At 35.1% G+C, this 26,550-nt stretch carries 21 protein-coding genes; 7 read left to right on the top strand and 14 right to left on the bottom strand.

The features are described 5' to 3' along the window. The first annotated feature begins 14 nt into the window (after positions 1-14). The 4 genes from gcvP to GQ40_RS01825 all read left to right on the top strand — a co-directional run bounded on the left by gcvP (position 15) and on the right by GQ40_RS01825 (position 5,808). Entirely contained in the window at positions 15-2,867 is a 2,853-nt protein-coding gene (gene gcvP / locus GQ40_RS01840; RefSeq protein WP_047545228.1) for an aminomethyl-transferring glycine dehydrogenase, read from the top strand. 108 nt (positions 2,868-2,975) lie between these two features. Beyond that, on the top strand, positions 2,976-4,034 hold the full coding sequence (locus GQ40_RS01835; RefSeq protein ID WP_047545226.1) for a 3-oxoacyl-ACP synthase III family protein: 1,059 nt from the start codon (positions 2,976-2,978) through the stop codon (positions 4,032-4,034). Between the two features lie 11 nt (positions 4,035-4,045). After that, the gene (locus GQ40_RS01830; protein ID WP_081990157.1) at positions 4,046-4,945 is read left to right on the top strand and encodes an FkbM family methyltransferase; all 900 of its coding nucleotides are present in this window, start codon (positions 4,046-4,048) and stop codon (positions 4,943-4,945) included. 5 nt (positions 4,946-4,950) lie between these two features. Then, positions 4,951-5,808, top strand: coding sequence for a glycosyltransferase family 2 protein (locus GQ40_RS01825; RefSeq protein ID WP_047545221.1), 858 nt, complete (start codon positions 4,951-4,953; stop codon positions 5,806-5,808). 50 nt (positions 5,809-5,858) lie between these two features. On the opposite strand, the gene GQ40_RS01820 is transcribed toward GQ40_RS01825, so the two are convergent. Both GQ40_RS01820 and pafA read right to left on the bottom strand, forming a co-directional pair. Then, entirely contained in the window at positions 5,859-6,668 is an 810-nt protein-coding gene (locus GQ40_RS01820; RefSeq protein WP_047545220.1) for a DNA/RNA non-specific endonuclease, read from the bottom strand. Continuing rightward, a complete protein-coding gene (gene pafA, locus GQ40_RS01815; protein ID WP_047545218.1) occupies positions 6,661-8,334 on the bottom strand; it encodes an alkaline phosphatase PafA in 1,674 nt (557 codons plus the stop codon). Before pafA ends, GQ40_RS01820 begins: the two co-directional genes overlap by 8 nt. 111 nt (positions 8,335-8,445) lie before the next feature. Between pafA and GQ40_RS01810 the strand changes: the two genes are divergently transcribed. Beyond that, the gene (locus GQ40_RS01810; protein ID WP_047545216.1) at positions 8,446-9,183 is read left to right on the top strand and encodes an MlaE family ABC transporter permease; all 738 of its coding nucleotides are present in this window, start codon (positions 8,446-8,448) and stop codon (positions 9,181-9,183) included. Beyond that, positions 9,183-9,950, top strand: coding sequence for an ABC transporter ATP-binding protein (locus GQ40_RS01805; RefSeq protein WP_047545214.1), 768 nt, complete (start codon positions 9,183-9,185; stop codon positions 9,948-9,950). Before GQ40_RS01810 ends, GQ40_RS01805 begins: the two co-directional genes overlap by 1 nt. 1 nt (position 9,951) lies before the next feature. Here the strand turns inward: GQ40_RS01805 and GQ40_RS01800 are convergent, their stop codons facing one another. From GQ40_RS01800 to GQ40_RS01770, 7 genes are all read right to left on the bottom strand, one after another. Next, entirely contained in the window at positions 9,952-11,430 is a 1,479-nt protein-coding gene (locus tag GQ40_RS01800) for a DUF389 domain-containing protein (RefSeq protein ID WP_047545212.1), read from the bottom strand. 3 nt (positions 11,431-11,433) lie between these two features. Next, a complete protein-coding gene (locus tag GQ40_RS01795; protein WP_047545209.1) occupies positions 11,434-12,513 on the bottom strand; it encodes a mannose-1-phosphate guanylyltransferase in 1,080 nt (359 codons plus the stop codon). 1 nt (position 12,514) lies between these two features. Further along, a complete protein-coding gene (locus tag GQ40_RS01790) occupies positions 12,515-13,114 on the bottom strand; it encodes a SprT-like domain-containing protein (protein ID WP_047545207.1) in 600 nt (199 codons plus the stop codon). Positions 13,115-13,143: 29 nt separating this feature from the next. Then, on the bottom strand, positions 13,144-14,160 hold the full coding sequence (locus GQ40_RS01785) for a bestrophin family protein (RefSeq protein WP_047545205.1): 1,017 nt from the start codon (positions 14,158-14,160) through the stop codon (positions 13,144-13,146). 18 nt (positions 14,161-14,178) lie between these two features. Further along, complete coding sequence (locus GQ40_RS01780) at positions 14,179-18,216, bottom strand: FG-GAP-like repeat-containing protein (protein WP_052184111.1); 4,038 nt, start codon at positions 18,214-18,216, stop codon at positions 14,179-14,181. Between the two features lie 294 nt (positions 18,217-18,510). Next, positions 18,511-19,491, bottom strand: coding sequence for a PLP-dependent cysteine synthase family protein (locus GQ40_RS01775; protein WP_047545203.1), 981 nt, complete (start codon positions 19,489-19,491; stop codon positions 18,511-18,513). A 267-nt stretch (positions 19,492-19,758) separates the two neighbouring features. After that, positions 19,759-20,997, bottom strand: coding sequence for an ABC transporter permease (locus GQ40_RS01770; protein ID WP_047545201.1), 1,239 nt, complete (start codon positions 20,995-20,997; stop codon positions 19,759-19,761). Between the two features lie 9 nt (positions 20,998-21,006). On the opposite strand from GQ40_RS01770, the gene GQ40_RS01765 reads away from it, so the two are divergent. After that, a complete protein-coding gene (locus tag GQ40_RS01765; protein ID WP_047545199.1) occupies positions 21,007-22,317 on the top strand; it encodes an exo-beta-N-acetylmuramidase NamZ domain-containing protein in 1,311 nt (436 codons plus the stop codon). An 84-nt stretch (positions 22,318-22,401) separates the two neighbouring features. Here GQ40_RS01765 and GQ40_RS01760 read toward each other — a convergent pair whose 3' ends face one another. From GQ40_RS01760 to GQ40_RS01740, 5 genes are all read right to left on the bottom strand, one after another. Then, positions 22,402-22,797 carry a hypothetical protein gene (locus GQ40_RS01760; RefSeq protein WP_047545197.1) on the bottom strand — a complete coding sequence of 132 codons (396 nt, stop codon included), beginning with the start codon at positions 22,795-22,797 and terminating at the stop codon, positions 22,402-22,404. 154 nt (positions 22,798-22,951) lie between these two features. Beyond that, positions 22,952-23,602 (bottom strand): hypothetical protein, encoded by a 651-nt coding sequence (locus GQ40_RS01755; RefSeq protein WP_156115498.1) that lies wholly within the window; start codon positions 23,600-23,602, stop codon positions 22,952-22,954. A gap of 305 nt (positions 23,603-23,907) precedes the next feature. After that, positions 23,908-24,771 carry a glycerophosphodiester phosphodiesterase family protein gene (locus GQ40_RS01750; protein ID WP_047545193.1) on the bottom strand — a complete coding sequence of 288 codons (864 nt, stop codon included), beginning with the start codon at positions 24,769-24,771 and terminating at the stop codon, positions 23,908-23,910. Then, positions 24,771-25,610, bottom strand: coding sequence for a sterol desaturase family protein (locus GQ40_RS01745; RefSeq protein WP_047545192.1), 840 nt, complete (start codon positions 25,608-25,610; stop codon positions 24,771-24,773). Before GQ40_RS01745 ends, GQ40_RS01750 begins: the two co-directional genes overlap by 1 nt. 33 nt (positions 25,611-25,643) lie before the next feature. Further along, entirely contained in the window at positions 25,644-26,549 is a 906-nt protein-coding gene (locus tag GQ40_RS01740) for a hypothetical protein (RefSeq protein WP_156115497.1), read from the bottom strand. Position 26,550 lies beyond the last annotated feature (1 nt).

The raw sequence follows: 26,550 nt of genomic DNA, 5'->3' as shown, positions 1-26,550 counted from the left end.
AACACATATTTTTGATGAATACAGCAGATTTTTCACTACGTCACATAGGTCCGAGAGAAGCGGATCAAAAATTAATGCTTGATGCCATTGGCGTTGATAGTTTAGAACAACTTATTTCTGAAACTATCCCAAATGACATCCGTTTAAAAAAAGATTTAGATCTAGATGCTGCCATCAGTGAATTTGAGTATTCGTCGCATATAAACGAATTATCAAAGCTCAACAAAATCTATAAGACTTATATTGGTTTAGGTTATCATCCTACCATTTTACCAGCAGTCATCCAACGTAATATTCTAGAAAATCCAGGCTGGTACACAGCTTATACACCTTATCAAGCAGAAATTGCACAAGGTAGACTGGAAGCGTTATTGAATTTCCAAACCATGGTCATCGACCTAACAGGGATGGAAATAGCAAACGCATCTCTGCTTGACGAAAGTACAGCAGCTGCAGAAGCTATGGGAATGCTTTTTGCGGTTAGAACACGTGAACAAAAGAAAGATAATGTAAATAAGTTTTTTGTTTCAGATTTAGTTCTACCACAAACTATTGATTTATTAGAAACTAGAGCAAATCCAATTGGTATAGAGTTAATCATTGGTAATGAAAAAGAATACAATTTATCTAATGAGTATTTTGGAGCACTGTTACAATATCCTGGAAAAAACGGTCAAATTACAGACATAAAATCATTCATCGAAAAAGCAAATGCAGAAGACATAAAAGTAGCAGTTGCAGCAGATATTTTAAGTTTGATCAAACTCGAAGCTCCTGGTAAATTTGGGGCAGACGTTGTTGTTGGCACAACGCAACGCTTTGGAATTCCAATGGGATATGGTGGTCCTCATGCAGCATATTTTGCAACTAAAGAAGCGTATAAGCGTGATGTACCTGGACGTATTATCGGCGTAACAAAAGACGTCAATGATAATCGTGCGTTACGTATGGCACTTCAAACGAGAGAGCAACATATTAAACGTGATAAAGCAACCTCTAATATTTGTACTGCCCAAGTACTTCTAGCTGTCATGGCTGGAATGTATGCGGTATATCATGGACCTAAAGGTTTAAATTTTATTGCAGACAAGGTTAAAGATTCAGCTTCTACTCTAGTCAAAGCTTTAGAGAAGCTAGAATTAGAACAAGTAAATTCTCATTATTTTGATACTATTCAAATTAAAGCAGATGCTGTAAAAACAAAATATGAAGCTGAAAAAAGGGAAGTTAATTTCCATTACCCAGATACAAATACGGTAACTATTTCAATTAATGAAACGACTTCAATTTCAGATTTAAATGAAATTATTGACATTTTTGAAAGTGTAACCGAACTTAGAACAGATCGTATTGAAACGATTTCATCAAATACAACAATTCCGAAGCACTTAAAACGTGAATCCGAATTTCTAACTGTTGATGTATTTAATACCTACCATTCTGAAACTGAATTGATGCGTTACATTAAATCTTTAGAACGTAAAGATTTAGCATTAAACCATTCAATGATCTCATTAGGCTCATGTACAATGAAACTAAATGCAGCTGCAGAAATGTTGCCATTAAGTATGCCAAATTGGGGAAGCATTCACCCGTTTGCTCCAGTAGACCAACCTATTGGTTACAAATTAATGCTTAATGCTTTAGAAAATCAACTTACTGAAATTACGGGCTTTTCAGCAACATCCTTACAACCAAACTCTGGAGCTCAAGGAGAGTTTGCTGGATTAATGGTCATCAAGGCCTATCACGAATCTCGTGGAGATCACCATCGTAATATTTGCTTAATTCCATCTTCTGCCCACGGTACAAATCCTGCAAGTGCAGTGATGGCTGGAATGAAAGTCGTGGTAACAAAAGCATCTGAAAATGGAAATATTGATGTCGATGATTTAAGAGAAAAAGCAGAATTGCATAAAGACAACCTATCTGCTTTAATGGTGACTTACCCATCAACTCATGGTGTTTACGAATCTGCAATTAAAGAAATAACACAGCTTATTCATGATAATGGCGGTCAAGTTTATATGGATGGAGCAAACATGAACGCGCAAGTAGGATTAACCAATCCAGGAAACATTGGTGCAGATGTTTGCCATTTAAATTTACATAAAACATTCGCAATTCCTCATGGAGGTGGTGGACCAGGAGTTGGGCCAATTTGCGTTGCAAAACAACTAGTCCCGTTTTTACCAGGCAATCCAATCATAAAAACTGGTGGTCATCAATCTATCTCAGCAATTTCTGCAGCACCTTATGGTTCTGCTTTGGCTTGCTTGATTTCTTATGGTTACATAAGAATGTTAGGTTACAGAGGTCTTAAAAAAGCAACCGAAGTTGCCATATTAAACGCTAACTATATTAAAGAGCGTTTAAAAGATCATTATCCAACGTTATATTCCGGAGAAAAAGGAAGAGCAGCTCACGAAATGATTATTGACTGTCGTAACTTTAAAGCAAATGGCATTGAAGTTGTTGATATCGCAAAACGATTAATGGACTATGGTTTCCATGCACCTACAGTGTCGTTTCCAGTTGCAGGAACTATGATGATTGAACCTACGGAAAGTGAAAGCAAACAAGAAATGGATCGCTTTTGTGACGCCATGATTTCCATTAAACAAGAGATTGACGAGACTTCAAAAGAAGATGAAAACAACCTCCTAAAAAATGCACCACATACATTAGAAATGATTACTAATGACGATTGGTCATTGCCTTACACGAGACAACAAGCTGCATTTCCGTTAGATTTTGTTAGAGATAATAAATTTTGGCCTAGTGTAAGACGAGTTGACGATGCGTATGGAGACAGAAACCTGATCTGTACATGTGCTCCAATAGAAGCATACATGGAAGAAGCCTAATTTTAAGTTTTTTGAACATCGTAAAAATTGTGTATTCAAAAATTAACATTTCATTAAATGTTAGTATATTGCCATGTTTGATTATGTCTTAAAAGGAAACCCTAATTTATGAGTGTTAAAATAACTGGTACAGGAAGCTTTATCCCTAGTGTTATAGAAAAGAATGAAAATTTTTATAATCACGAATTTTTAAATGCAGATGGCTCAACGATAAATAGCTCAAATGAGGTTATTGTTGACAAATTTAAAGCCATTACCGGTATCCAGGAAAGACGATATATTAAGGAAGAACTATTAAATTCTGACATTGCTTTTTTTGCTGCGGAAAAAGCTATCCAAGACGCAAAAATCGATAAAGAAACCCTAGATTACATTATTGTAGCTCACAATTATGGAGATGTAAAACATGATTCCGAACAGAGCGATACTGTACCAAGCATTGCTTCAAGAGTAAAACATCTTTTAAGAATCGCAAATCCAAAATGTGTAGGATACGATCTTCTCTTTGGATGTCCAGGTTGGATCGAAGGTGTCATACAAGCTAAAGCGTTTATAAATTCTGGTATTGCAAAACGCTGTTTGGTTATTGGTACCGAAACTTTGTCGCGCGTGGTCGATAAACATGATCGTGACTCTATGATTTACAGTGATGGCGCAGGAGCAGTTATCGTAGAAGAATCTTCAGAAGATGGCGGAATCATTACGCACGAAACCGCAACTTTCGCCCTTGATGAAGCGCATTTTATTTTCTTCGGAAAAACAAACCATCCAGAAATCACAGACCAACGTCGATATATTAAAATGTACGGTCGTAAAATCTATGAATTTGCGTTGACCAATGTGCCATTAGCCCTAAAAACCTGTTTAGAAAAAAGTGATTACAACATACATGACGTCAAGAAAATATTGATTCACCAAGCCAACGAAAAAATGGACGAAGCCATTGTAAAGCGTTTTTACAAACTTCATGGTTTACCAATGCCAGAAGGCGTTATGCCAATGACCATTAACTTACTTGGTAACTCTAGTGTTGCCACCATACCAACCTTATATGATATGATTTTAAAAGGCCAACTTGAAAATCAAGAAATCAAAAAAGGAGATGTTATTTTATTTGCTAGTGTTGGTGCAGGTATGAACATTAATGCTATTGTTTATAAGCAGTAAATCATAACGTATTGCAACTACTATATAGAATTATCTACAATCCTATTTTTAATTTTTTTCTTCGGAATTTAAACAAATTCATATCTCCTGTTTTGCCCAATAAAATAAAGATTCCGCCATCTGGAATTTTAAAATTAAAAACCAACTCGGGATTAATTAAATTGGCAACAAACCAAACAAGCTATCTCACACAACTATTGTTTTGGAACGGGTATAAACAATTTGAGTATTCTGAACTTTTCGAAGAGCTTTCTAAAAATACCAACAGCTTTTTAGACATTGGATCAAACATTGGCTATTATTCATTACTTGGGGTGAAATCTAATCCCAAAATGAAAGTTTTTGCCTTTGAGCCAGCATACGGTCCAAAATATTTTTTGACCAAAAACATAGAGCTAAATAACTTCTCTAAACAGATAAAGCCAATTGATTTAGCACTTTCAAACACCACAGGTAAAATTGATTTTTATGAAGTAGAAAGTTTAAAATACAAATACATAACGCATAATTTAGCTGGAGAAGGAAATGCGGGAACTAAAAAAACCTCTCGTAATTTCATTAAAAACACAGTTAAGGCAGATACACTTAAAAATTTTATTGAACAAAATGATATCAAGCAAATCGATTTAATAAAAATAGATACGGAAGGTACTGAAGTTGATATCTTAAAATCTGGCAAAGAATACATCCAACAATTTCAGCCTATAATTATTTGTGAAACATTGTTCAATGCTATTGAAGATCAATTAGAAGATTTTTTTGATGAACTCAATTATGATTTCTACAATCATGATGACGCTGGATTAAGAAAAGTAAAAACCATCAAACGTAATCAGGATGACGGTATCCGTAATTGTTTTTTTGTTCCTAAATCTAAAACAAAATTAATATCTAAATTTGTTCAAAACTAAAACTGTTGAACTTCTACATCATTATTCCTGCGCATAACGAAGCAGATTGTATCGCCAAAACCTTAGAGTCTTTGGCAAATCAATCTTTGCCCGCAAAACAGATTGTAGTTGTGAACGATAATTCCAGTGATGACACAACACAGGTTGTATTAGAATTTTCAGCTAAATATTCAAGCATTTCCCTTGTTGAAAATATCTCTTCAAATGCACATCTTCCAGGATCAAAGATCATCAATGCGTTTTATAAGGGTCTGGAAATTCTAGACCAAGACTATGATGTGATTTGCAAGTTTGATGCAGATTTGATATTTCCGAAGCATTATTTAAAACAATTAGCTTCTCATTTTCAAAATAACGAGCGCTTGGGAATGGCTGCTGGTTTTTGTTACATCGAAAAAAACAACGAATGGGTTTTAGAAAATCTCACGCGTAAAGACCACATTCGAGGTGCATTGAAAACCTACCGAAAACAGTGCTTTTTAGAGATAGGAAAATTGAAACCATCTATGGGTTGGGATACGGTTGATGAGTTGTTGGCCAAATACTACGATTGGGAATTATTGACCGATGAATCCCTTAAAGTCAAACACTTAAAACCAACAGGCGCAAGCTATAACAAAGCCTCTAAATACCTCCAAGGTGAAGCGATGTATAAAATGCGCTATGGGTTTTTGATTACGCTAATTTCCGCAGTAAAACTGGCTTTTAAAAAGAAAAGCTTTACACTATTTCGTAATTATATGTCTGGTTACTTTAGAGCAAAAAATCAAGGTATTGAACCTTTAGTTACTGAAGAACAGGGTGTTTTTATTAGGAAGTTGCGCTGGGATGGGATGAAAGGGAAATTGAAAAAATCTGATTAAAACCACTTTGGTGATGAGACCCTGAAACGAGTTCAGGGTGACGATTCGTGTTAATTAAAACTCCAACCTTTATAATCACTAGACGCTTCCAGTTCGTCTTCCAGAACGTCATCCAGTTCCGCAAAAAAGTCGATACCTGTTAGCTTTTCAATGTCATCAACAGACACTACAAATTTATACAAAGGTTGATTGGAATCTTGGTGTGGCAATAAAAAGGCAATCATTTTGGTTTTACCAGTGTTGGCATCAATCAAAACCTTATAAAATTGTTTGGGTACGCTTACCTCCTCTTCACCAATTGTTTTCATATCTCCGTTTAAAACACCTCCTGTGATCACAAATACGCCATCGTACTTACTTGCCCAGTAGCGTACTTTCTGCTCAAGCGTGTTCCAAATACCTGCATTAAAATCATGTTCTTGCGGACTAATATTACTGGTCAAAAATGTTTCATCATGAGCAAATTGACTATATCTTCTATCTCCTGCGGGACATAAGTGCCCACGATCATATCCAGATTGTTTATAATTGCGCCAATGGGCTGCTCCTGTTTTTACTGCATTATCTACTTCAAAATATGGTCTTTTAAAATTGGAGTTTGATAGATGGGATTTTTTTAATTCGTAAGCCACCCATTCTGCTTGTTCGTGAGGTTCACTGTATGAAAGAGAATAACCTTCGTGATGCACTATTTGACCGGTTGTGCTGGTTGGTAGAAAATATTCGTTGGTATCTGTTTTAGGGTTTTCTCCTTGTTGGACGATTGCTTCAGATTCTTCGATTTTCAAAAAGTTTTCGTAACCAAAAATCCCAACTATTAAAACAATGGCAATTATGGAATAGATTGTTTTTTTAGTCATTTTTATCTATCACAAATCCTAATGGTTGTCCTGTCGCAGCATTTGGAAAACTAATTCCTAATAATGCTGAAATGGTAGGAGCTATATCTGGAATGACTGTTTTATCGTAGGTCTCTCCATGATTGATCCCTTTTCCGAAGAACAAAAGAGGAACGTGCGTGTCGTAATTTAATCCGCTACCATGCGTAGAACCTGTTTTTCCGTAGGAAATATAAGCAGGATCTGCAACCAAAATGATATCTCCAGAGCGTTTTTGGTTGTAACCATTTTGCAATAGTGATTCAATACCAGTCGTAAAATCGGTCGTGGTCATCGTATGCGCAGAAAATACTTTTTCTACGTGTTTGTAACCAATCAACTCATTGACCATCGATTCTTGAACGTCGTTTATATTAAGACCTATGCTGTCTATGTACCTTCTGTTTAAGAAAATTTGATCGTTACTAATATTTTCGATTAGGTCTGATGATTTAAATTTTGCATTTAGATAATCTGTAAAACGAGTTCGGGTCTCGGTGTTGTTTAAATATCCCGAAGGTACTTTCATAGATTGTAAATAGGCAGGCACTTCTATTGCACCGTGATCTGCAGTTAGAAAAACTGTGTAATTAACTTTACCAACTTGGGCGTCTAAAAACTCAAAAAAACGTTCCAAATCCTTATCTAGCCTAATATAGGTGTCTTCAATTTCTTTAGAGCTTACGCCAAAATTATGGCCTACATAATCGGTTGCCGAAAAACTAACGGTTAGCAAATCTGTAATATTGTCTTCTCCCAGCTGCTCATTTTTTATGGCTTCTATAGCAAAATCTGTAGTTAGAGAGTTTCCGTAGGCAGTAGCTTTAAGGATATCGAAGCCTCGATTATCATCTTTGAGTTTTGCTAAATCATATGGAAATGTTGCTTTTTCCTTGCCTTTAAATCCGCCTTCGAAGAGGTTTTCGTCGTTTCCACTTTCAGTATATGTTGAAATATCATAATAGGTATCCCAAACTTTTAGGTAAGATTCTGCAACTCCTGAAGCATTAAAATCTAATACCCATTTTGGCAATTCTTCCATATAATATGTGCTAGTTATCCAAGCACCTTCATCCATACCATGAAACCAATATGCTGCGTTAGCTGTGTGGCCAGCTGGCAAGATTGCACCTCTATCCTTTAATGAAATACCAATTGTCTTTCCTTTCATTTGGGTGAACAATCTATTCTCATCACCAAAGGTGGTCGTTTTCATTCTTTTTGGTGACATTTTACCAGCATCATTGGTTGTTCCAACAGATTGTACGCTATCATCCTGAGCACAATATACCATTTCTTTAATTTCTTTGTCATACCAATTGTTACCAATAATGCCATGGTATTTTGGCGTTGTACCTGTATAAACTGAGGTATGGCCAGGACCTGTATACGTTGGGATATAATTAAAATGATTGTTTTTACAATTAAACCCTTCTTTGATCATGCGCTTAAAACCGCCATCTCCATATTTACTATCAAATCTCGTTAGATAATCATAACGCATTTGATCAACCACAATGCCAACCACCAATTTAGGATTGTTATTATCGTATTGAAATTCTTTGTTTTTTTCTTTGGAAACTTGATTTTGCGCTGTGCAAGACGTTACTATTAGAAACACAAAAAGGAGATTAATTATAACTTTCATAAGAGTTGTTATTTTATAGTTTCAAAAATACAGATTTTTGTTTAGCATCTTTTAACCTTAACATTAAAAAAGTCTCTGTAATTATTTACTTTTACGCTAACAAATTTTACTATGTCGTACCTTCATAATATTGGTGTCTATTTTTTAATGATTGCCGAAATGTTTCGCAAACCAACTAAATGGTCTGTGATGCGTAGACTCATATTAAAAGATATTGATGATCTAATTATAGGATCATTAGGCATTGTTGCTTTTATTTCCTTTTTTGTTGGAGGCGTTGTCACCATACAAACTGCGTTGAACATAAGCAACCCGCTAATCCCTAAATATCTTATTGGGTTTGCAACGAGACAATCTATAATATTAGAATTCGCACCTACTTTTATTTCTATTATTATGGCAGGAAAAGTGGGTTCATTTATAACATCAAGCATTGGTACTATGCGAGTTACAGAGCAAATTGATGCTTTGGAAGTTATGGGTATCAACTCTTTAAATTATCTTGTGTTTCCAAAATTTATAGCGCTCATGCTCTACCCATTTGTAATTTCGATTGCTATGTTTTTGGGAATTCTAGGTGGAATGGCTGCGGTTGTATTTGGTGGATTTGGAACTTTAGAAGATTTTATCACAGGTATTCAAATTGATTTTATTCCCTTTCATATCGTATATGCCTTTATTAAAACATTTGTTTTTGCATTTATACTTGCTACGATCCCATCCTACTTTGGATTTTATTTGAAGGGCGGAGCACTTGAAGTTGGTAAAGCCAGTACGACATCATTTGTTTGGACCAGTGTTGCGATTATCTTAATCAATTACATTTTAACCCAACTTTTATTAAGCTAATGATTGAAGTAAATAATATACATAAATCGTTTGGAGATGCGCATATCTTAAAAGGCGTTTCTACAACTTTTGAAAAAGGCAAAACGAGTTTAGTAATAGGACAAAGTGGATCTGGCAAAACAGTTTTTCTTAAATGTCTTTTGGGACTTTTTAAGCCAGAAGAAGGAGAAATTCTCTATGACAACAAAGCCTACTCTAGTCTTACAGATGACCAAAAGCGTAATCTAAGAGCAGAGATGGGCATGGTATTTCAAGGTAGTGCGTTATTTGATTCTATGACAATTATTGAAAATGTGATGTTTCCGCTTCGGATGTTTACAAAACAAAGTAAAAGTGAAATGAAGGACAGAGCAGATTTTGTTCTTAACCGCGTCAATCTATCTGATGCACATTTTAAAATGCCAAGCGAAGCCTCTGGAGGTATGCAAAAACGTGTTGCAATTGCAAGAGCCATCGTAAACAAACCTAAATATTTATTTTGCGATGAACCAAACTCTGGTTTAGATCCAAAAACCGCAATGGTTATTGATAATTTAATTCAGGAAATTACTCAAGAATATGAAATCACTACCATTATAAATTCTCATGACATGAACTCCGTTATGGAAATTGGACAAAAAATTGTGTTTTTGAAAGACGGACTCAAAGAATGGGAAGGTTCTAAAGAAAACATCTTTAAAACCGACAATGACGCTGTTACTAATTTCGTGTACTCTTCAGAATTATTTAAAAAAGTACGTCAAGCCTATTTGGATGAAAAAGGTTAATTTATTCAATTACAAGTGTATCTAACTTTAATTTATCTTTAAACCATAAGCGTAACTTTCTTAAGTCTTTTTGTTTTTGCTCTTTAGTTGTTAAAGAATCTACCCAATTAAAAGAAAATATATCTAAGGTATCTATTTTTGAAAAATTTGAAGTAATCCTTTTCGAGTAAGAAACAGCTTTTAGATTTTCATAATTTATTTTTGCCTCTCTTACTAAATCTTCAAAAGGAATTTGATCTCGTTCTAATCGAGATAATCTGGTCACTGTCTTTTCTAAATAAGCAATTTTTTCACCTTGAGATAACAAATCTATAGAGTCGCGAGTTCGTAACTCTTCCATATATTCAAGATTATTAATTGCTCTATTTTTAACCTGATTAACAAACAGCTTTGAATTTTTAAGTGCTGCATAATCTTTAAAACGCGATTCTAATAAAAGTCTTGTTCCTTCTGAAATTTCATCATTTCCAAAAGGAATCAACTCAATAAATGATTCTCCGTTTGGTTCGTAATTTATAGTTGCATTCTTTTCAATATATCCAGAATTAGGGAGTGCTTTCAATTCATTTTCAACAAATGACTTTGCATCTATTTCAAATCTGCTTTCCCTTAAAACATCAACAAACGTAAAACTTGCAGGAATCATAACTATTATCGCAACCAAAGAAGCCAATCTTGCAATTCGTTTTCTTTTAGCAGAGTTTGCATATTTAAGCATAGGAAAACGCAAAATCTTCAATACTAAAAATGTTGCCAAGGCGATAAAAATGGTATTGATAGTAAACAAATACATTGCCTGACCAAAATACTCCCAATTCGCTTTTGCCAAACCATAGCCAGCTGTACATAACGGTGGCATTAATGCTGTGGCAATTGCTACACCAAAAATAACAGAGGCAATAGTTCCTTTTTTAGTGCGCGCGATAATTAGGGCGAGACCACCAAAAAAGGCTATTAGAACATCTCTAATATCTGGTTTTACTCGACCTAAAAGCTCCGAAGTATCCTCACTTAAAGGGAAAAATCTAAAAAACAAAAACGCTGTTAATAAACTTAGAATAATCATGATCAACAAGTTTATTAGTGATCGCTTAAGTGTATCTATGTCATTAATAGCTATTGACAAACCAACCCCTAATATTGGTCCCATTAGCGGAGAAATTAACATCGCTCCAATAACCACTGCAGTAGAGTTTGCATTTAAACCAATGGAAGCTACAAAAATTGAACACACTAGAATCCAAGCTGTTGCGCCTTTAAAAGGGATGTCATTTTTGATTGCCAATATGGTAGCGTCACGATCTGTATCATCCCTAAAATCGAGAAGCTCATTCATGAAAGTCGTGAAACTTTTCCACAGGCCTTTGGCATCCTTCTTTACCGCTTCTTTTTTTTCATTAACAGCACCCTCTTTATTCATCTCATTGGTTATTTGAGACTGCTCTTCTTCAGAAAAATTAAATTTATTTTCGTCGCTCATATATTAACCGTAATGCTCTCCATAAGTATCTTTCACCTTTTGGAGTACTTTTTTAATGTCTTGTTCTTTTGTCTTGGGAAAGATAAGTAAAACTTCATCTTTATCTACTATAATATAATCATTGAGGCCATCAACAACAACAACCTTCTTACCTTTGGTTCTTATCATATTACCCGAACTATCCTCAGTCAAAGTTTGGGCATTGACTACCGCATTTCCGCTAGAATCTTTATCTAACTTATCGTATAAACTTCCCCAAGTACCTAGATCATTCCAGTCAAAAGTTGCAGGAATAACATACACATTTTGAGATGGCTCCATAATGGCATAATCTACAGACACATTTTCTGCTTTTGGATAATTCTCTTTTATAAAATCATCCTCTTGATTGGTATTATAGGCCTCAATCCCAGACCCGAACAACTCGTAGAGTTTTGGTTGGTTATTTTTAAATGCCTTTAAAACACTGTTAACGCTCCACATAAATATCCCAGCATTCCATAAAAAATTACCTTGCTCAATAAATGACTTGGCAGTTTCGTAATCTGGTTTTTCCCTAAATTGATTAACTGGTTTAATATTTTCTTCGGAAGTTTTATCAAACTCAATATACCCATAACCAGTATTTGGAAACGTTGGTGTAATCCCTAAAGTCATCAAAGCATCATTTTCTGCACAAAAATCAAATGCCTGCTGTACATTATTGGTAAAAGATTTTTCATCCTCAATCCAATGGTCACTTGGTGCAACAATCATAACAGCATCCTTATTTTCTTTCTGGATTTTCATCGCTGCATACAAAATACAAGGTGCAGTATTACGCATTGCAGGTTCTAAGACGACTTGTCGCTTAGTCACCTCTGGTAATTGTTCAAATACCAAATCGTTGTAACGCTCATTAGTTAAAATGAATATGTTTTCCTTCGGAATTATATTTGCAAGTCTATTAAACGTCTTTTGAATCAACGTATCTCCAGTTCCCAGCATATCGTGAAATTGCTTTGGAAAATCCTGTGTACTCACTGGCCAAAATCTTGACCCAACTCCTCCAGCCATTAAAATGGCATAATAATTCTTGTTCATTTTACGTATTTAATAATTCAACTTCTGCATTGGGATTGAACAAATAAGTTCTTCCCGTTTTTAGTTCTATACATTCAAAACGCTTGACACGTTTGTCTCCCATTTTAAATATTTTCCCGTTGTATAATTTAAAATCCTTTCCCTTCGGAATTTCAAAAATATAGGTTTTATCGTTAGGTTCATCAAATTGTTTTAAAGCTAATGCCAAATTTGCATCACTATCACTACTTGCTTTTGGGTTTTTAAAGTGTTTTGCCAATATTGGCAAAACTTCCGAAGGAAAAATTTCAGGATTAATAAATGGCAACATTAAATGCTGAAATGTGCGTTTCCATTCTATACCGTGAGGTTTTATGGACCTTCCGTAAATTTTATAAGCTTCAAAATGTGCTATCTCGTGGACTAATGTAATTAAAAACCGATAGTGATTTAAATTGGAATTTATGGTGATTTGATGATTTCCGTTAGGTAAACGCCTATAATCTCCATGGCGTGTCTTACGCTCATTTTTTATCTTAACGCTTAACTTATCATGATCTAAAAGTGCATTCACATTTGTGATCGCTGCTGCAGGAATGTAGGTTTCAAGGGTACTTGGCATAGGGCTTAATAAAATGCAAATCTACGGGTTTAATACAAAATATTGTCTTTTGGTTTCTCATTTTCCGGTAGATTTTCTTCATCTAAGATATCTCTTAAATCAATTTCGATGGTTTTACACAATGCAGTCATTGGCACATCGTTGATTCTACCTTCAAATGGGTCTTCACTATTATCTCCAATAATTTCCATAGTGGTAAAAATCCAAGAAATCAATACTGAAAAAGGTATCATTAAAAACATATACATATTTTCAATACCATCAACATTTGTAATTGAATTATCCTCAAAAACATCTAAAAGTCCAAAAGGTAAAAGCAATACAAAGATCCAAGTGAAGATTTTAGAAAAATAACCGTATTGTCTAGGAAACGGTGTGTTTTTTATACGCTCACACATCCCTTGTAAATTATAAAATTCTTCTAAACAGGATTGCAATTGGTCTTCTTGAAACCCATCTATGTAATCTTTTATTTTATAGGCCTTAAGATCTAAAGCCTGATTTTTTACAAGGTGAGTTGCGGGATTTACCCGTTTCTCTAAGTCACTAAATTCTTCGTTTGGAATTAACCCAATGGCAGCATTACAAGACGGGTTGCGCTCACCATGCTTATCAAAAAGTGACTCTACTGCTCTATTCTCTTTTATTGCCCAAGATTTTGGTTGTCTTAATTGAACGCGTAATGCGTTAATCCATGCGATATGTCTGTAAATTAATTTGGTGTGAATCTCATGATTGAGCTTCTCGTCATTGGTCTCCACAAAACTAATCACTTGTATTGCCCAAGTACGACTATAATTGACGATGCCTCCCCAAATTTTGCGAGCTTCCCAAAACCGATCATAACTTTGGCTATTTTTAAAACCGATGTAAAACGCAACTGCAATACCAATAATACTCAAAGGCTGAAATGGAATATTTATAAAGTCCATACCCAAATAATGATAAATATAAAAGATCAATGTGGCATAGACTGTGAAAATAATTAGATTTTTCCAAGCATACCGCAATATAAGTCCCCAACCAATATTTCTTTTTATGTACATTTCAAAATATTTTAATTATTAGTTTCCTGTTATTGTAAGCAGTTTTGAGTTTTCATTGATATTCAAAAAATACAACCCAGTTGCAGTTCCTTGAGGGATTACAAGTTTTGTAACACTCCCAAATTGATTGAAATCTTGCTCTAAAATATTCACTTTACGACCTCTAATATCAAACACGGTAATCACATCATCAACTGTTGTATTTGTAATAAATATTTCATTATTGGTCACTGGGTTTGGATATACAATTTGCTCAGCAGTTTCTTGAACGGTTATATTTCCGAAGAAATAAGGAACCGCAAACGAAAACGCATCGTTAGCCACTTTCTCACCAATTAATCGACCAGGAATATCATCTGCCGGCGGATGAATGCCTCCCCAAATTCTAGACAAACTCGTTTGATCTGAAGCATCACGATAGGTTGCCCATTGCAGTTTCACATCTACGGAAGGTCCTTGCTCAAACACTAAAAAGTCATTTTGCCTGGCAGTAAATTCTCCCAATCCACCTGGAAAAAACGGACTACCCGTTATTTTTGTCAATACTTCGGAAGCTGCGCGTGAAAATGTTGAATGTCCAGAAACAAAACCAGCAAATGGTGGTGTTACAAATGTTGGTCGTTGGTATGGCCACCAATTTTCGGCGAGAATCCATCCTACTCCTGCAACATCTGTACTTTCGTTTGTGATGTAATCTGGACCCCTCCAAGTGTATAATTTTATCTTTCCGAAGTTAATCCCTTCTTCACCAATAAGTGCATCACCCTCTCCAACAACCTCAACGAAACCGTCAACCAAAGGGATGCCTGCCACGTGATAGTTATCTAAAGTTGAATCTGTACTTTGACCTAATAGTGCCATATTTCTAATTGCTGAAATTGGCCTCAAATAATCATACCATCCTTTTACACTCCATGCTGAAATTGCGGAATCATGCATCGCACCTCCCAAGATAAAATACGCTTTTACGTCCCACTCCAGTTCATCTAACGTATCGCCTTCGCCCTCAAATTTCTTTTCTAATTGCGGGTGATCATTTACATAGTTCAATATTGTAAACCAATGTCCTGGAGGTGTTTCAGAATCTGGACCATCTGCCCAAAATTCTGCTAAAACTCTTGTATAATCCCCTCTAGGAACCATTTGAGGTTGATAAGCTTGACCTGTAACTGGATTAACTGGGTGTCCCTGACCAATGTCACCACCTTCTATTATATTATAGAAATTTGGATAGTCGTTATAGCTTGTTGGAAATTCACTAATAGTTGTATTACCAATACTAGCAGGTGAAATATCCCACATCACATTATCACTTGGGTCTAGATGGGATCCCCAAATAGATACCATAGAAAATCCTTGTTTATAGGCTGCGCTTGAGTCATCTTCCGAAGACAGATTTAAATATGGAGGATTACCAGGATCGTTATATACTTTAAACGAATTGCCATCTCTAGAATAGGTTAATAGATCATCATCGGTCATGGCAAACGGATGTACATTTCCCCACTCTGGACTTAAAAAGGCTATGGATGAACCCTCTATTAAATTACCACTTTGATCAATGTAAGTATCCAAACTAAGCGGTTGCCAACGGTTGGGATCTAACATTAGGTCTACAGTTGGAACTGCTGGTCCCAAAGGTGGATTCACAGAAGCGTAATACTCATTATTGAATAAATCGAGTTCTCTTGATCCGTCACCATTTCCGTAGGTGATTAACGTTTGTGCTACATAATTTCCTAATGCAGCAGCATTTCCAAATTGGTATAATGTGGATACTGCAAAAGTGGTGTCATAACCTAATTGCTGCATTATCAAATCAAAAAGTTGCTGCGATTCTTCAGCATTTGGAGAATTTTGAAAACGATAGGATAACAAGCGATACATGGCGTAGCTTATGGCTTTCTTTCGGGAATCCTCTATGCTTTCTACTGGTGTGAATTCTAATAATTCCGTAGAAAAATTATTTACCGTATTACCAATGAGATAAGGTTTGGCGACTTCATCATAAATTGCCCAAATGTCATACATCGCAACACTAGAATGGAACAAATTACGTGCATGAACGGTTGGTCTCGCAAAATCGTTTCTTATGGCGTGAAGTAAAACTTCGTTCCAAAGTCTTGCGATAGACACATCATCTGGTAATTGTGCAGCGCTCAATGCTACTGTAAATTGCTGTTCTTCGCTAAAACAACTGCCATTATTTTCTCTTACGGTAATTGTTCCTGCTTCGTTTAATCCCCATTTTATGGTTACGGTAGCTTCGTTTTGTCCGCTAATTATCTCACCTCCTACAACCGTCCAATTAGCTGTAGATCCTGGAGCAATTGGGTAATTATAATCTTCTACTGCTAGAAAGCCTGAACTTGTTGCTCCAGAAATAGAATTGGCATCTAGGTATGAACAACTTCCATCTTCTAATGTTGCGTCTGGATTATAGGTACATGAAAAAGGATCTGTACAACCATATATTTTTTGACTTGGCTCAATATCCTGAACTGAAAAACCTTGACCTTCTATCGCTAAAATGGTTGTGTTTTCTTCAAGACCTTGGTGGATTTCTACCAAGCCCGAAGGCCATTTGATTTCCAGTTCTAAAATTTCAATATCGTTTGAGAGTCCAAAATGCGAAGGCTTTAAGCTTTGCGATAAAAACCCAACACCTGTATGATGTCTTACATATGCTCGCTCGGTCGTTCTTAAGGTTAAGGTTGTACCAATAGCATCTCTATTTGAAATTGTGCCTTGAAGCTTGACCTTAAACCAATTTAAACTACTTTCCTCATCAAAATTGAGCAATTTATTCTCGTATAAAATCGATTGCTGGTCTGAGTTGGTGACGTAAATATCGAGATCGCCATCATTATCGTAATCCCAATCTATGGCTTCTACGCTTACGGTTAACGCGTTAAAGTTTAGTGCTTCGGAAACGTCTTCAAAACCAGTTAATCCTTCCGCAGTTAAATTTTTATAATACACATTATTTTGTGTGCTTATATCCTGAAAAACGAATCCGTTAACAATGATTAGATCCTCATCACTATCTAGATCAAAATCTGCAAATTTAGTTCCCCAGGACCATTGGGTTTGGGTGAGGTTATTATTTACGTTTGAATTGAAGAAATTGTTGGTCCCATCATTTTCCAAAAGGTCGTTCATTTGAATACCTGTAATAAAAAAATCGAATTTTTGATCGAGATTAAAATCGCCAATGGCAATTCCCATATCGTCAATCATATTATTTAAACCGTAATTGGCAGCTTGCTCGATGAAGGAATTTCCGTTTTGGTTCACGAACAAACTGTTGGGTTGGTTAAAGTCGTTAGAGACGTAAAGATCCATCCAGCCATCGTTATTTATATCAAAGGGAATTGCCATATAACTGGCATTGATGCCAGTATCCTGCATATTGGTCTCTACGGTAACATTGGTGAATGTACCATTGGTATTATTTAGATAGAGTGAATTGGTTTCGCAAGCGTCCCAATCGTTGACGTATAAATCAAGAAAGCCATCGTTGTTGTAATCAAACCAAGTGGCTCCAGTATGTCTACAGTCACTAAACTGGGTGAGACCTGCGCCTTCGGTAACTTCTGTAAAGACTCCGTTTTGGTTGATGAATAATTGGAGTTTACTGGAGTGTGTAAATACGATATCGGGAAAGCCATCATTATTATAATCTCCCCAAGATACACCATGTTTCTCACCTATTAAACCAAAAAACTCTTCGATCTCATCTATTACTGGATGTAGATTATCAAGTCCTACTTCTACAGTAACATCGGTAAACGAACCGTCATTATTATTTCTATATAATTTACTTTTGGTAGTTTCATCTCCCTCGACATCTTGAGCCCAAGCGACTACAAAAATATCGAGGTCATTATCGTTATCATAATCTGCAACAGCTACACCATTATTATTTTGTAAATTTCCTAATCCTGAAATATTTTGCGCTTGCTCAAAAATTTGGGCATTGAGCGAGGTTGTGGATAGTATAAATAATAAGATCAACACACCAAAGTGTGCGTTAGATTGTAATCTTAAATTCACGGTAGTAATTTTTTTATAAATATACGGATAAGAGTTTAAATAATTAATAGGTGTTAATTATACAAAATTTTTATATAAGTAATACTGTTTAAAATGACCTGCACCAATGATAATGCTTTAAAAAGTGACTTATAGAATTTAATTAAACAGTATCTTTACATTATAACAAAAACAGATTAATTGCTTTAACCTTAATTATTTACGGGCTATTAATGATAAAATGTTATACGATTAAAACACAAAAGCCTGAATATTTCAATTCAGGCTTTATAATTTTTATCTATTTATGATTGATTATTCAATATAACCCATTTTTTTCATCCATTCATTATTGAACATTTTCCCTACATAACGACTTCCGTGATCATGAAATAGTACCACAACAACATCATCTTTTGTAAAATGCTCTTTTAATTGCAACACACCTTTTATAGCTGCTCCTGCACTGTTTCCTAAAAACATACCTTCCTCTTTAGCAAGCTTTTGCGTGTAAACCGCAGCGTCTTTATCGGTTACTTTAGTGAAACCATCAATGATATCAAAATTCACATTTAAAGGTAAAATGTCTTCTCCAATACCTTCGGTTACATAAGGGTAGATTTCTTTTTCATCAAAAATTCCGGTTTCATGATATTTTTTAAATACCGAGCCATAAGTATCTATTCCCCAAATTTTAATGTTGGGATTCATCATTTTTAAATAGCTACCTACACCAGAAATCGTTCCTCCTGTACCAACACCTACTACAAAATGTGTGATTTTACCATCGGTTTGTTTCCAAATTTCTGGTCCTGTACTTTCAAAATGAGCCTTGCAGTTACTTGGATTGTCATATTGATTCACATACCAAGAATTTGGCGTTTCCTCAGCCAAACGTTTTGACACCGAATAATAGCTACGAGCATCTGTTGGCTCAACATCTGTTGGGCAAACCACCACTTCTGCTCCTACTGCTCGCAAAATATCCATCTTCTCTTTAGACTGCTTATCACTAATCACAAAAATACATTTGTATCCTTTAACGATGGCTGCCAAAGCGAGTCCCATACCTGTGTTTCCTGAGGTACCTTCAATGATGGTTCCTCCTGGTTTTAAACGTCCGTCAGCCTCTGCATCCTCAACCATCTTTAATGCCATACGGTCTTTTACAGAATTTCCTGGGTTAAAGGTCTCATATTTTGAGAGCACCAAACAAGGTAATTCTTTTGTGAGTTTATTGATCTTTACCAAAGGCGTATTACCTATGGTTTCTAATATATTTTCTGCGTATTGCATGTGTTTTATTTTAGGTTGCAAAAGTAAGGAAAAGTTAAGTTTTTTAAATACTTTCTTCGGAAATCTTAACACTTCAAGCCATTTCTAAGGCATGTTATTTGTTGCAAATTTCAATTCACTTGGCTCGAGTTAATCCCGATAGCTATCTGGAGAAAGTGGCATCCTTTTTTGAGGCAAGAAATAAAGATATAACGTACAGCCTGACGCTTTATCACCAGAACGTGATAAAGGGTAACCACCCAAATTATATACTAATATAGCGGAAGGCTATTCAAACCGGATCGCTTTTACAGGAGAAATCTTGGTAATGATGATTGATGGAATGAGCAACATTAAAAAACAAGCGACAAACGTCCCAATGTTAAGCAGTAAAATATAATCTATCGAAATATGGACTGGGATTATGGATACATAATATTGCTCTGGGTCTGGAAATTTTAATAATTCAAACTGTTGCTGGGCGAACAATAAGCCCAACCCGAGAAGATTCCCCCAAAACAGTCCCAAGCCAATTAGATAGGTTGCGTTGTAGAGAAATACTTTTCTAATACTCCAGTTGCTGCTACCCAATGCTTTTAAAATACCGATCATTTGGGTACGTTCTAAAATGAGTACCAAAAGGGCTGTGATCATGTTGATGCCTGCCACTACGATCATTATGGCTATGATTCCGTAGGTATTGTTATCAAAAATCTTGATCCATTCAAAGGTTGTGGCAAATTTTTCCTCAATGGTTTGTGTGTCTAAAAAAGAGGGTGTTTTTTCGCGAATTTGCTGTTCTTTTTCAAGCAATTCCGTAAAATCGTTGAGATAGACCTCGAAGTTTCCAACTTCGGTTTTTTCCCATTTGTTCATCCTCTGGATGTGGCTTATATCGCCTATCATGAAATTTTTATCGATATCCTGAAATCCGGAATTGAAAATACCGACCACCTTAAATTTTCGCTGAAAAGGAATATCATCAATACTCTCCTTTCCAAAAATCATTTCGAACCTATCCCCAACTTTAAACTGTAAGCGATTGGCTAGATAACTTGAAATCACCACATCGTTACTAAGATTTCCCTCGTAGGCTGGCAATTGACCTTCCACCAAAAAATCTTTGAGATATGACCAGTCATGATCTGCTCCAACACCTTTTAGTACGATCCCTTCAAAATCGGTTTCGGTTCTAATGACACCAAATTTTGTAGCAACAGCTTGAATATGCTTAATACCTTCCACGGAATTGAATTGCGGATAAAACGTCTGATCTGTAGAAATCGGGTTTATGGATTCATTAGAATCGTTGGTATCAAAATTATTGATCGTGATGTGACCATTAAACGCGACAACTTTTTCTCTTACTTTTTTTTGAAGTCCCAAACCGGTAGCAATAGCAATGAGCATCACAATTATGCCTATAGTAATTGCAGCAATCCCAATTTTTATTATCGGTGCCGAAACACTACTTTTATACGCTTTACTACCAATAATGCGTTTAGCTATAAAAAACTCGTAATTCAAAATTTTAATATGCGTTTAATGATGTTCAAAAATAGGGTTTTCCCGATAATTATAGTGTTTGTTTTGGTGTTGATTTCTTGTGGGTCAAAATCGAAAGATAATACAGCTCAAAATGATGAGATCCTGAAACAAGTTCAGGATGACGAAGTCTCAATACTAAATGACGAAATTATAGTTGGTGCCAACCGAACAGATGTGTATTTACCTCTATTAAAGGGGAAGCGTATTGGGATTGTGGCGAATCAAACTTCAGTATTTGAAGTTCGTGGAACGACAAGCGGTTTAAGAAATAGTGATGCTTCAGGTTTAGAGATAACTACATTTAGATACGAACATTTAGTGGATTCTTTAGTTGACTTAAAAGTCAATATCAAAAAAGTATTCGCTCCAGAGCATGGCTTTAGAGGTCAAGCAGATGCTGGAGAAATTGTAAAAGATGGCATAGACACCAAAACCAATTTACCTATTGTTTCTCTCTACGGAAAAAACAAAAAACCATCTCCAGAGCAATTAGCAGATTTAGATGTTGTGATTTTTGATATTCAAGATGTCGGCGCTCGCTTTTACACCTATATCTCAAGTTTACATTATGTGATGGAAGCTTGTGCGGAAGCAAAAATCCCGGTTATAATTTTAGATAGACCCAACCCAAATGGTCATTATGTGGATGGTCCAATTTTAGAGATGCAACATAACAGTTTTGTTGGGATGCATCCAATCCCAGTGGTTCACGGGATGACCATTGGCGAATATGCCAAAATGATAAATGGTGAGGGCTGGTTGAAGAATAAAACTAAATGTGAGCTTACGGTTATAGAAATGCAAAATTACACGCATGATCAACCTTATAATTTACCTATAAAACCATCACCTAATTTACCAAACCCACAATCCATAAACCTCTATCCTAGCCTTTGCTTTTTTGAAGGCACCAATGTCAATGCTGGACGTGGGACGTCTAAGCAGTTTCAGATTTATGGGAGCCCTTATTTGGATAAAACGTTTTATAATTTTAAATACATCCCAATGCCTAACGATGGTTCAAAATATCCTAAACACGAGGGTGTTTTGTGCTACGGTGAAGATTTGAGTAAAGTAGAAAAACTAAACCTATTAGATTTAAGTTATTTGATTAAAGCGTATCAAAACTCTATCGATAAAAAGGTCTTTTTTAATGACTTTTTCACAAAACTTGCTGGCACAAAAGCGTTACAAATGCAAATTGAATCTGGTGTTTCTGAAAATAACATTCGGGAGACTTGGGCTGAAGGCTTGAAAAACTTTCGGGTGACTCGTAGCAAATATTTAATTTACGAATAGTGTAAAAAATTTTAGTCGATTTCGCATCGTATGCGCAATGACAACTGAAAATTCTAAAATACAAATCATTCCAAGTTAATATATCTATTGCTTAACAACTAAATCGTCATCTGCAATAGCTAACAGCATTTCTTCATCATCTCTAAGTATTTTGATCACAAACACAATACGCATTGATGATTGGACTGCAACAAAAACATGTTTCCCTTTACTGAGTTGATTTAATGGAATTTTCACAAGCCTTTTATTGATATTCAAATCAACTTCACGCTCATAATTCATACTTACCGAATATATTTTTGTAATTAGTGTTTCACTCTTGAGAATTAATGTATCCTTTGAAGTATTGAGTTCATGGATTAAGCCTTTAGCTCTAATATTTACATTTTTCTCTAATATGGCTAAATCAGCTTGAGCTTGTGCAGTATAGTTTAATGATGTGATTAAACTAAAAAAGATTATAAAAATTATTGTTCTCATGTATACGCTAATTAACGTCAACACTATTGAACTAATAGCTAATTTTTATAATCCCCAGTCTTAAAACTAAGTTCTTTTTTCAATATTCAACAAAAGCATCCATGAACGGTCAATAAAACCGAAGTATGGACGTATATAATAAAAAGGCAATTAATTATTCGTAGGGTTTCCCGTTTGGCCTAAGATGTGTTCGTCTATAGTCCGCTCTTGTTTGCACATTAGATCTATTTGTTTTTGAAAGATTATATGAAAAATCTACTTGCTGTTCAAATGCTTCGAATTCTTTGTCTTTATTATTGTTAGAACGACTAAAATTAGAATTATCAAGCTCTAAATCAATACCTTTTACTTCTGTGCTTGCCACAGCAGTATTTAATTCAACATCCTTAAGATCTGATATAGCAACATCTGTTTCCCTTCTATTATTAAAATCAAATGGTAATACCCTATCTACCTGAAATACAATTATTTTATCTGCTTGATAAAACATCACTGTGTATTTCCCAACAGGTAGATCTGCCAAAGAAATTTTAGCACTTTTAACCGCTGGCGCAAAATCAAACACTTTTTCAGTTTCCTTACTTACAAAACGTACTTTTTTGAATAAATGCTTGTTTTCTAATATTAATGAATCCTGAGAATCTGACAGTTTATGATCTAGCTCATAAGCCAATACATTGATGTTCTTTTTAAGGGTAGTATAGATTTCGGTTTGTGCAGTAGCTTGGCTTTTGCACATAAGTAGAAATATCACTATAACGCAATGGCGAGTTATTGGCAGGCCAAGGATAGTTAACTTGTTCATGATTTGGGGTCATTTTAAGATTAAACTAAAATACATTCAAACTCTTTTTAAAGAGCTTGATCAATTCTATGTTAGATACAAAAATCGATTACATTTAAACAGAAAACCAACCTATGTACACTACAAAGTTAATGGCAATAGTTACTAAAAATTAATAATTGGGTTAAAAACAGAAAAAGAAACGATAAACGGAATACTCTTACAAAAATGATAGACCAACAACACGATTTTAAAAATTAAAAATAAATTCGATCTTCTTTAAGTCGCTTAAAACAAACACTTAAACGACTAGACGTTTTACTTTTTTAATGTTTTAGCTGAAGAACCCGATCTGGAAAATCGGAAATAATACCATCAACTTCGAAATCCATCATTAAGTTGATATCGCCAACTTCATTGACCGTCCATGGAATGATTTTAAATGCGTTTTCTTGGTATCTGGAAACCGATTTTTTATCTAGAAGTTTAAAATAAGGACTAATAATATCTGGAGAAAACGATAATTTCTGCAGTTTTTGGTCAATGCTTTCATTTTCATCAACCAAAAGAGCGGTTTTTATGTCTGGATTTTGAACTTTGATTTCTTCTAATGCTCTTACATCAAAAGACTGTAATATTGTTCTGTCTTTAATGCTTTTAGCTGTTATGATATCAATGACCAATTTCACATATTCTTGAAGTTGAGGCGAGTAAATACCATCATATTCTGGTTTACTTTTGATTTCTATGTTATAAAAAATCGTGCTACCAGATTTTCCTTCTGCTAAATCTATGACTTCAGTTAACAAGGGCTTATAGACTTTTTCTTTCTTCTGAAATGGGAATCTTGGGTGTTCTTTGCTTCCGCAGTCATATAATTTAATACTATCGTAGGGCATAGCGTATAAGTTGTATGATGTTTCTAATTGTGGAGCAATCTCATTTCCGAAGGGATCCAGAGCAATTTCATGACTCATAAATGGCTCGTGGGAAACAACGACTTTTTTATCCTTAGAAATAACAACGTCAAGTTCTAAAGTTTGAATATCCAGCGCTAGGGCCTTTTCAAAAGCGAGTAGCGAATTTTCGGGATATAGGCCTCTAAAACCTCTGTGACCTTGAATATCCATTGATTTTTCTTTGGTACAACTACACATTGAAATTAGCGCTAGTATGAATAAATATCGCATTAGTCTTGAGAATTTGATGTTGTTGGTTTTCGGTATTTGTGAAAGGGTTGTTTTAGTAATTCGCCAATTTTACCATTAGCAATTTCATCTGGAAATGTATCTACTCCATAAACGATATCCTCCCTATCCAGCGACATAAAGGTACCAAAGAGACGATCCCAAATGGAAAAGATGTTTCCGTAGTTAGAATCGGTATAGGGCAACATATAATGGTGATGGACCTTGTGCATATCTGGAGACACGAATACATAACTTAATGCTTTATCAAACATTTTTGGGAGCTTGATATTGGCATGGCTAAATTGGGTAGCCACCAATGATAATGACTGATATAAAAACACGATTGCAATTGGTGTACCTACAATAAATACGCCTAATAACGTGAATACAAACCTAATAACACTCTCTAATGGGTGATGCCTGTTTGCGGTTGTTGTGTCTACGTTATGATCGGTATGGTGTACTAAATGCACCATCCATAATGGTTTCACTTTGTGCTCTACATAGTGCGCCAAATAGGCTCCAAAAAAATCTAAAAGTAGAACTCCCAATAATACGTAAGCCCATAATGGAAGATTCGGAATCCAGTTAATAATGCCAAATCTTGTATCGTTTACCCATTGCGCTGTATTAATAAGTAAAAAGGCCAAGCCAAAATTTACAATTATGGTTGTGAGCGTAAAAAAGAGATTGGGAATGGCGTGATTCCATTTTTTATACTTAAAGTTGAATAATGGTAATGTGCCTTCCAATACCCAAAATAAAGTGAGACCTCCAACAAGAATCAAGCTTCTGTGAAGGGATGGTATGGTTTCAAAATATGTTATTAATTGTTCCATAAATTTAAGTCTAAACCTCTTGAGCCAATAGCATCAAAGCTTAACATAACTATTTATTATTGCAGATGCCCATTTTAAATCAATCAAAGAAATATCGCTTCTGTAGTTTGATGCGTTTGTTTCATCTTTTCTCATGAGGTACGATGTAAAATACAAAAAAGACACTAAAGTATTATTGATATCATTAATTTCAGTAGGATCTAATCTTTTTAATTTCCGAAGCACTTTTTTAGGATTACCCAATACTAGTTCTTGCTCTAATTGTTTTAATTCTATTTTTTGCTGAAATGCCTCTTGATTATCCATTGCCTCTTCAATTAGAAATTTTTCGGCTTCTTTGAGATAGATTGAAGATACATTTACAAATTCTTCTCTCGATTGACTAAACACGTAAGAAGCCATATCCAAATATCTTGAAGACAAGCGGAATGTGGTTACGAAATTTTGAACATCGTAGTAACTTTTCAGTTCCGCATTGATAAACTCTGTATTGATGGCATAATTTTGAATAAATGTGGCAATATCAAAAAATTCTTGATATGGGGCATCCACATTAACTATAGTACCGTTGGCATCCATTACTTTTAAGGAATCATCATTAAATTTATCGATATATGATGTAGATCTTTTATTTTCTATCTTTTCAATCATTTTAGGGTACTCACTTTCATTGACGCTCACAAGAATAAAATGCTCTTTAAGCAAATTTATCAAAATTCCATTTTTAAATAAATCGTCAATATATCTTCGTACTCCATTTTCGTCTTTTATAGTTACAGGGAGTGGTAATGTCATGGAATCTTCCCAAGTCATTACGATCATTTTATTTTGAATCAACGACAATCTTTGAGCTGCCTCTAAAGACGTCAACCATTCTACTGGTTGGGAAAAACCTATGGTAGACATTAGCATTAAGCAAACTATAATAAACTTTTTCATA

This window comes from Psychroserpens sp. Hel_I_66 (assembly GCF_000799465.1).
Lineage (GTDB): Bacteria > Bacteroidota > Bacteroidia > Flavobacteriales > Flavobacteriaceae > Psychroserpens.
Note: the sequence above shows the minus strand (reverse complement) of the source record. Positions and strands in the feature narration are given on the sequence as shown.

Bases quoted from the DNA above. Each gene is read 5' to 3' on its own strand.
- GQ40_RS01785 (WP_047545205.1), bottom strand. From the start codon at position 14,160: ATGTACATAAAAAGAAATATTGGTTGGGGACTTATATTGCGGTATGCT.
- GQ40_RS01800 (WP_047545212.1), bottom strand. From the start codon at position 11,430: ATGAGCGACGAAAATAAATTTAATTTTTCTGAAGAAGAGCAGTCTCAA.
- GQ40_RS01795 (WP_047545209.1), bottom strand. From the start codon at position 12,513: ATGAACAAGAATTATTATGCCATTTTAATGGCTGGAGGAGTTGGGTCA.
- GQ40_RS01820 (WP_047545220.1), bottom strand. From the start codon at position 6,668: ATGACTAAAAAAACAATCTATTCCATAATTGCCATTGTTTTAATAGTT.
- GQ40_RS01805 (WP_047545214.1), top strand. From the start codon at position 9,183: ATGATTGAAGTAAATAATATACATAAATCGTTTGGAGATGCGCATATC.
- GQ40_RS01765 (WP_047545199.1), top strand. From the start codon at position 21,007: ATGCGTTTAATGATGTTCAAAAATAGGGTTTTCCCGATAATTATAGTG.
- GQ40_RS01750 (WP_047545193.1), bottom strand. From the start codon at position 24,771: ATGCGATATTTATTCATACTAGCGCTAATTTCAATGTGTAGTTGTACC.
- GQ40_RS01810 (WP_047545216.1), top strand. From the start codon at position 8,446: ATGTCGTACCTTCATAATATTGGTGTCTATTTTTTAATGATTGCCGAA.
- GQ40_RS01755 (WP_156115498.1), bottom strand. From the start codon at position 23,602: ATGAACAAGTTAACTATCCTTGGCCTGCCAATAACTCGCCATTGCGTT.
- GQ40_RS01835 (WP_047545226.1), top strand. From the start codon at position 2,976: ATGAGTGTTAAAATAACTGGTACAGGAAGCTTTATCCCTAGTGTTATA.
- GQ40_RS01745 (WP_047545192.1), bottom strand. From the start codon at position 25,610: ATGGAACAATTAATAACATATTTTGAAACCATACCATCCCTTCACAGA.
- GQ40_RS01790 (WP_047545207.1), bottom strand. From the start codon at position 13,114: ATGCCAAGTACCCTTGAAACCTACATTCCTGCAGCAGCGATCACAAAT.
- pafA (WP_047545218.1), bottom strand. From the start codon at position 8,334: ATGAAAGTTATAATTAATCTCCTTTTTGTGTTTCTAATAGTAACGTCT.
- gcvP (WP_047545228.1), top strand. From the start codon at position 15: ATGAATACAGCAGATTTTTCACTACGTCACATAGGTCCGAGAGAAGCG.
- GQ40_RS01740 (WP_156115497.1), bottom strand. From the start codon at position 26,549: ATGAAAAAGTTTATTATAGTTTGCTTAATGCTAATGTCTACCATAGGT.
- GQ40_RS01775 (WP_047545203.1), bottom strand. From the start codon at position 19,491: ATGCAATACGCAGAAAATATATTAGAAACCATAGGTAATACGCCTTTG.
- GQ40_RS01760 (WP_047545197.1), bottom strand. From the start codon at position 22,797: ATGAGAACAATAATTTTTATAATCTTTTTTAGTTTAATCACATCATTA.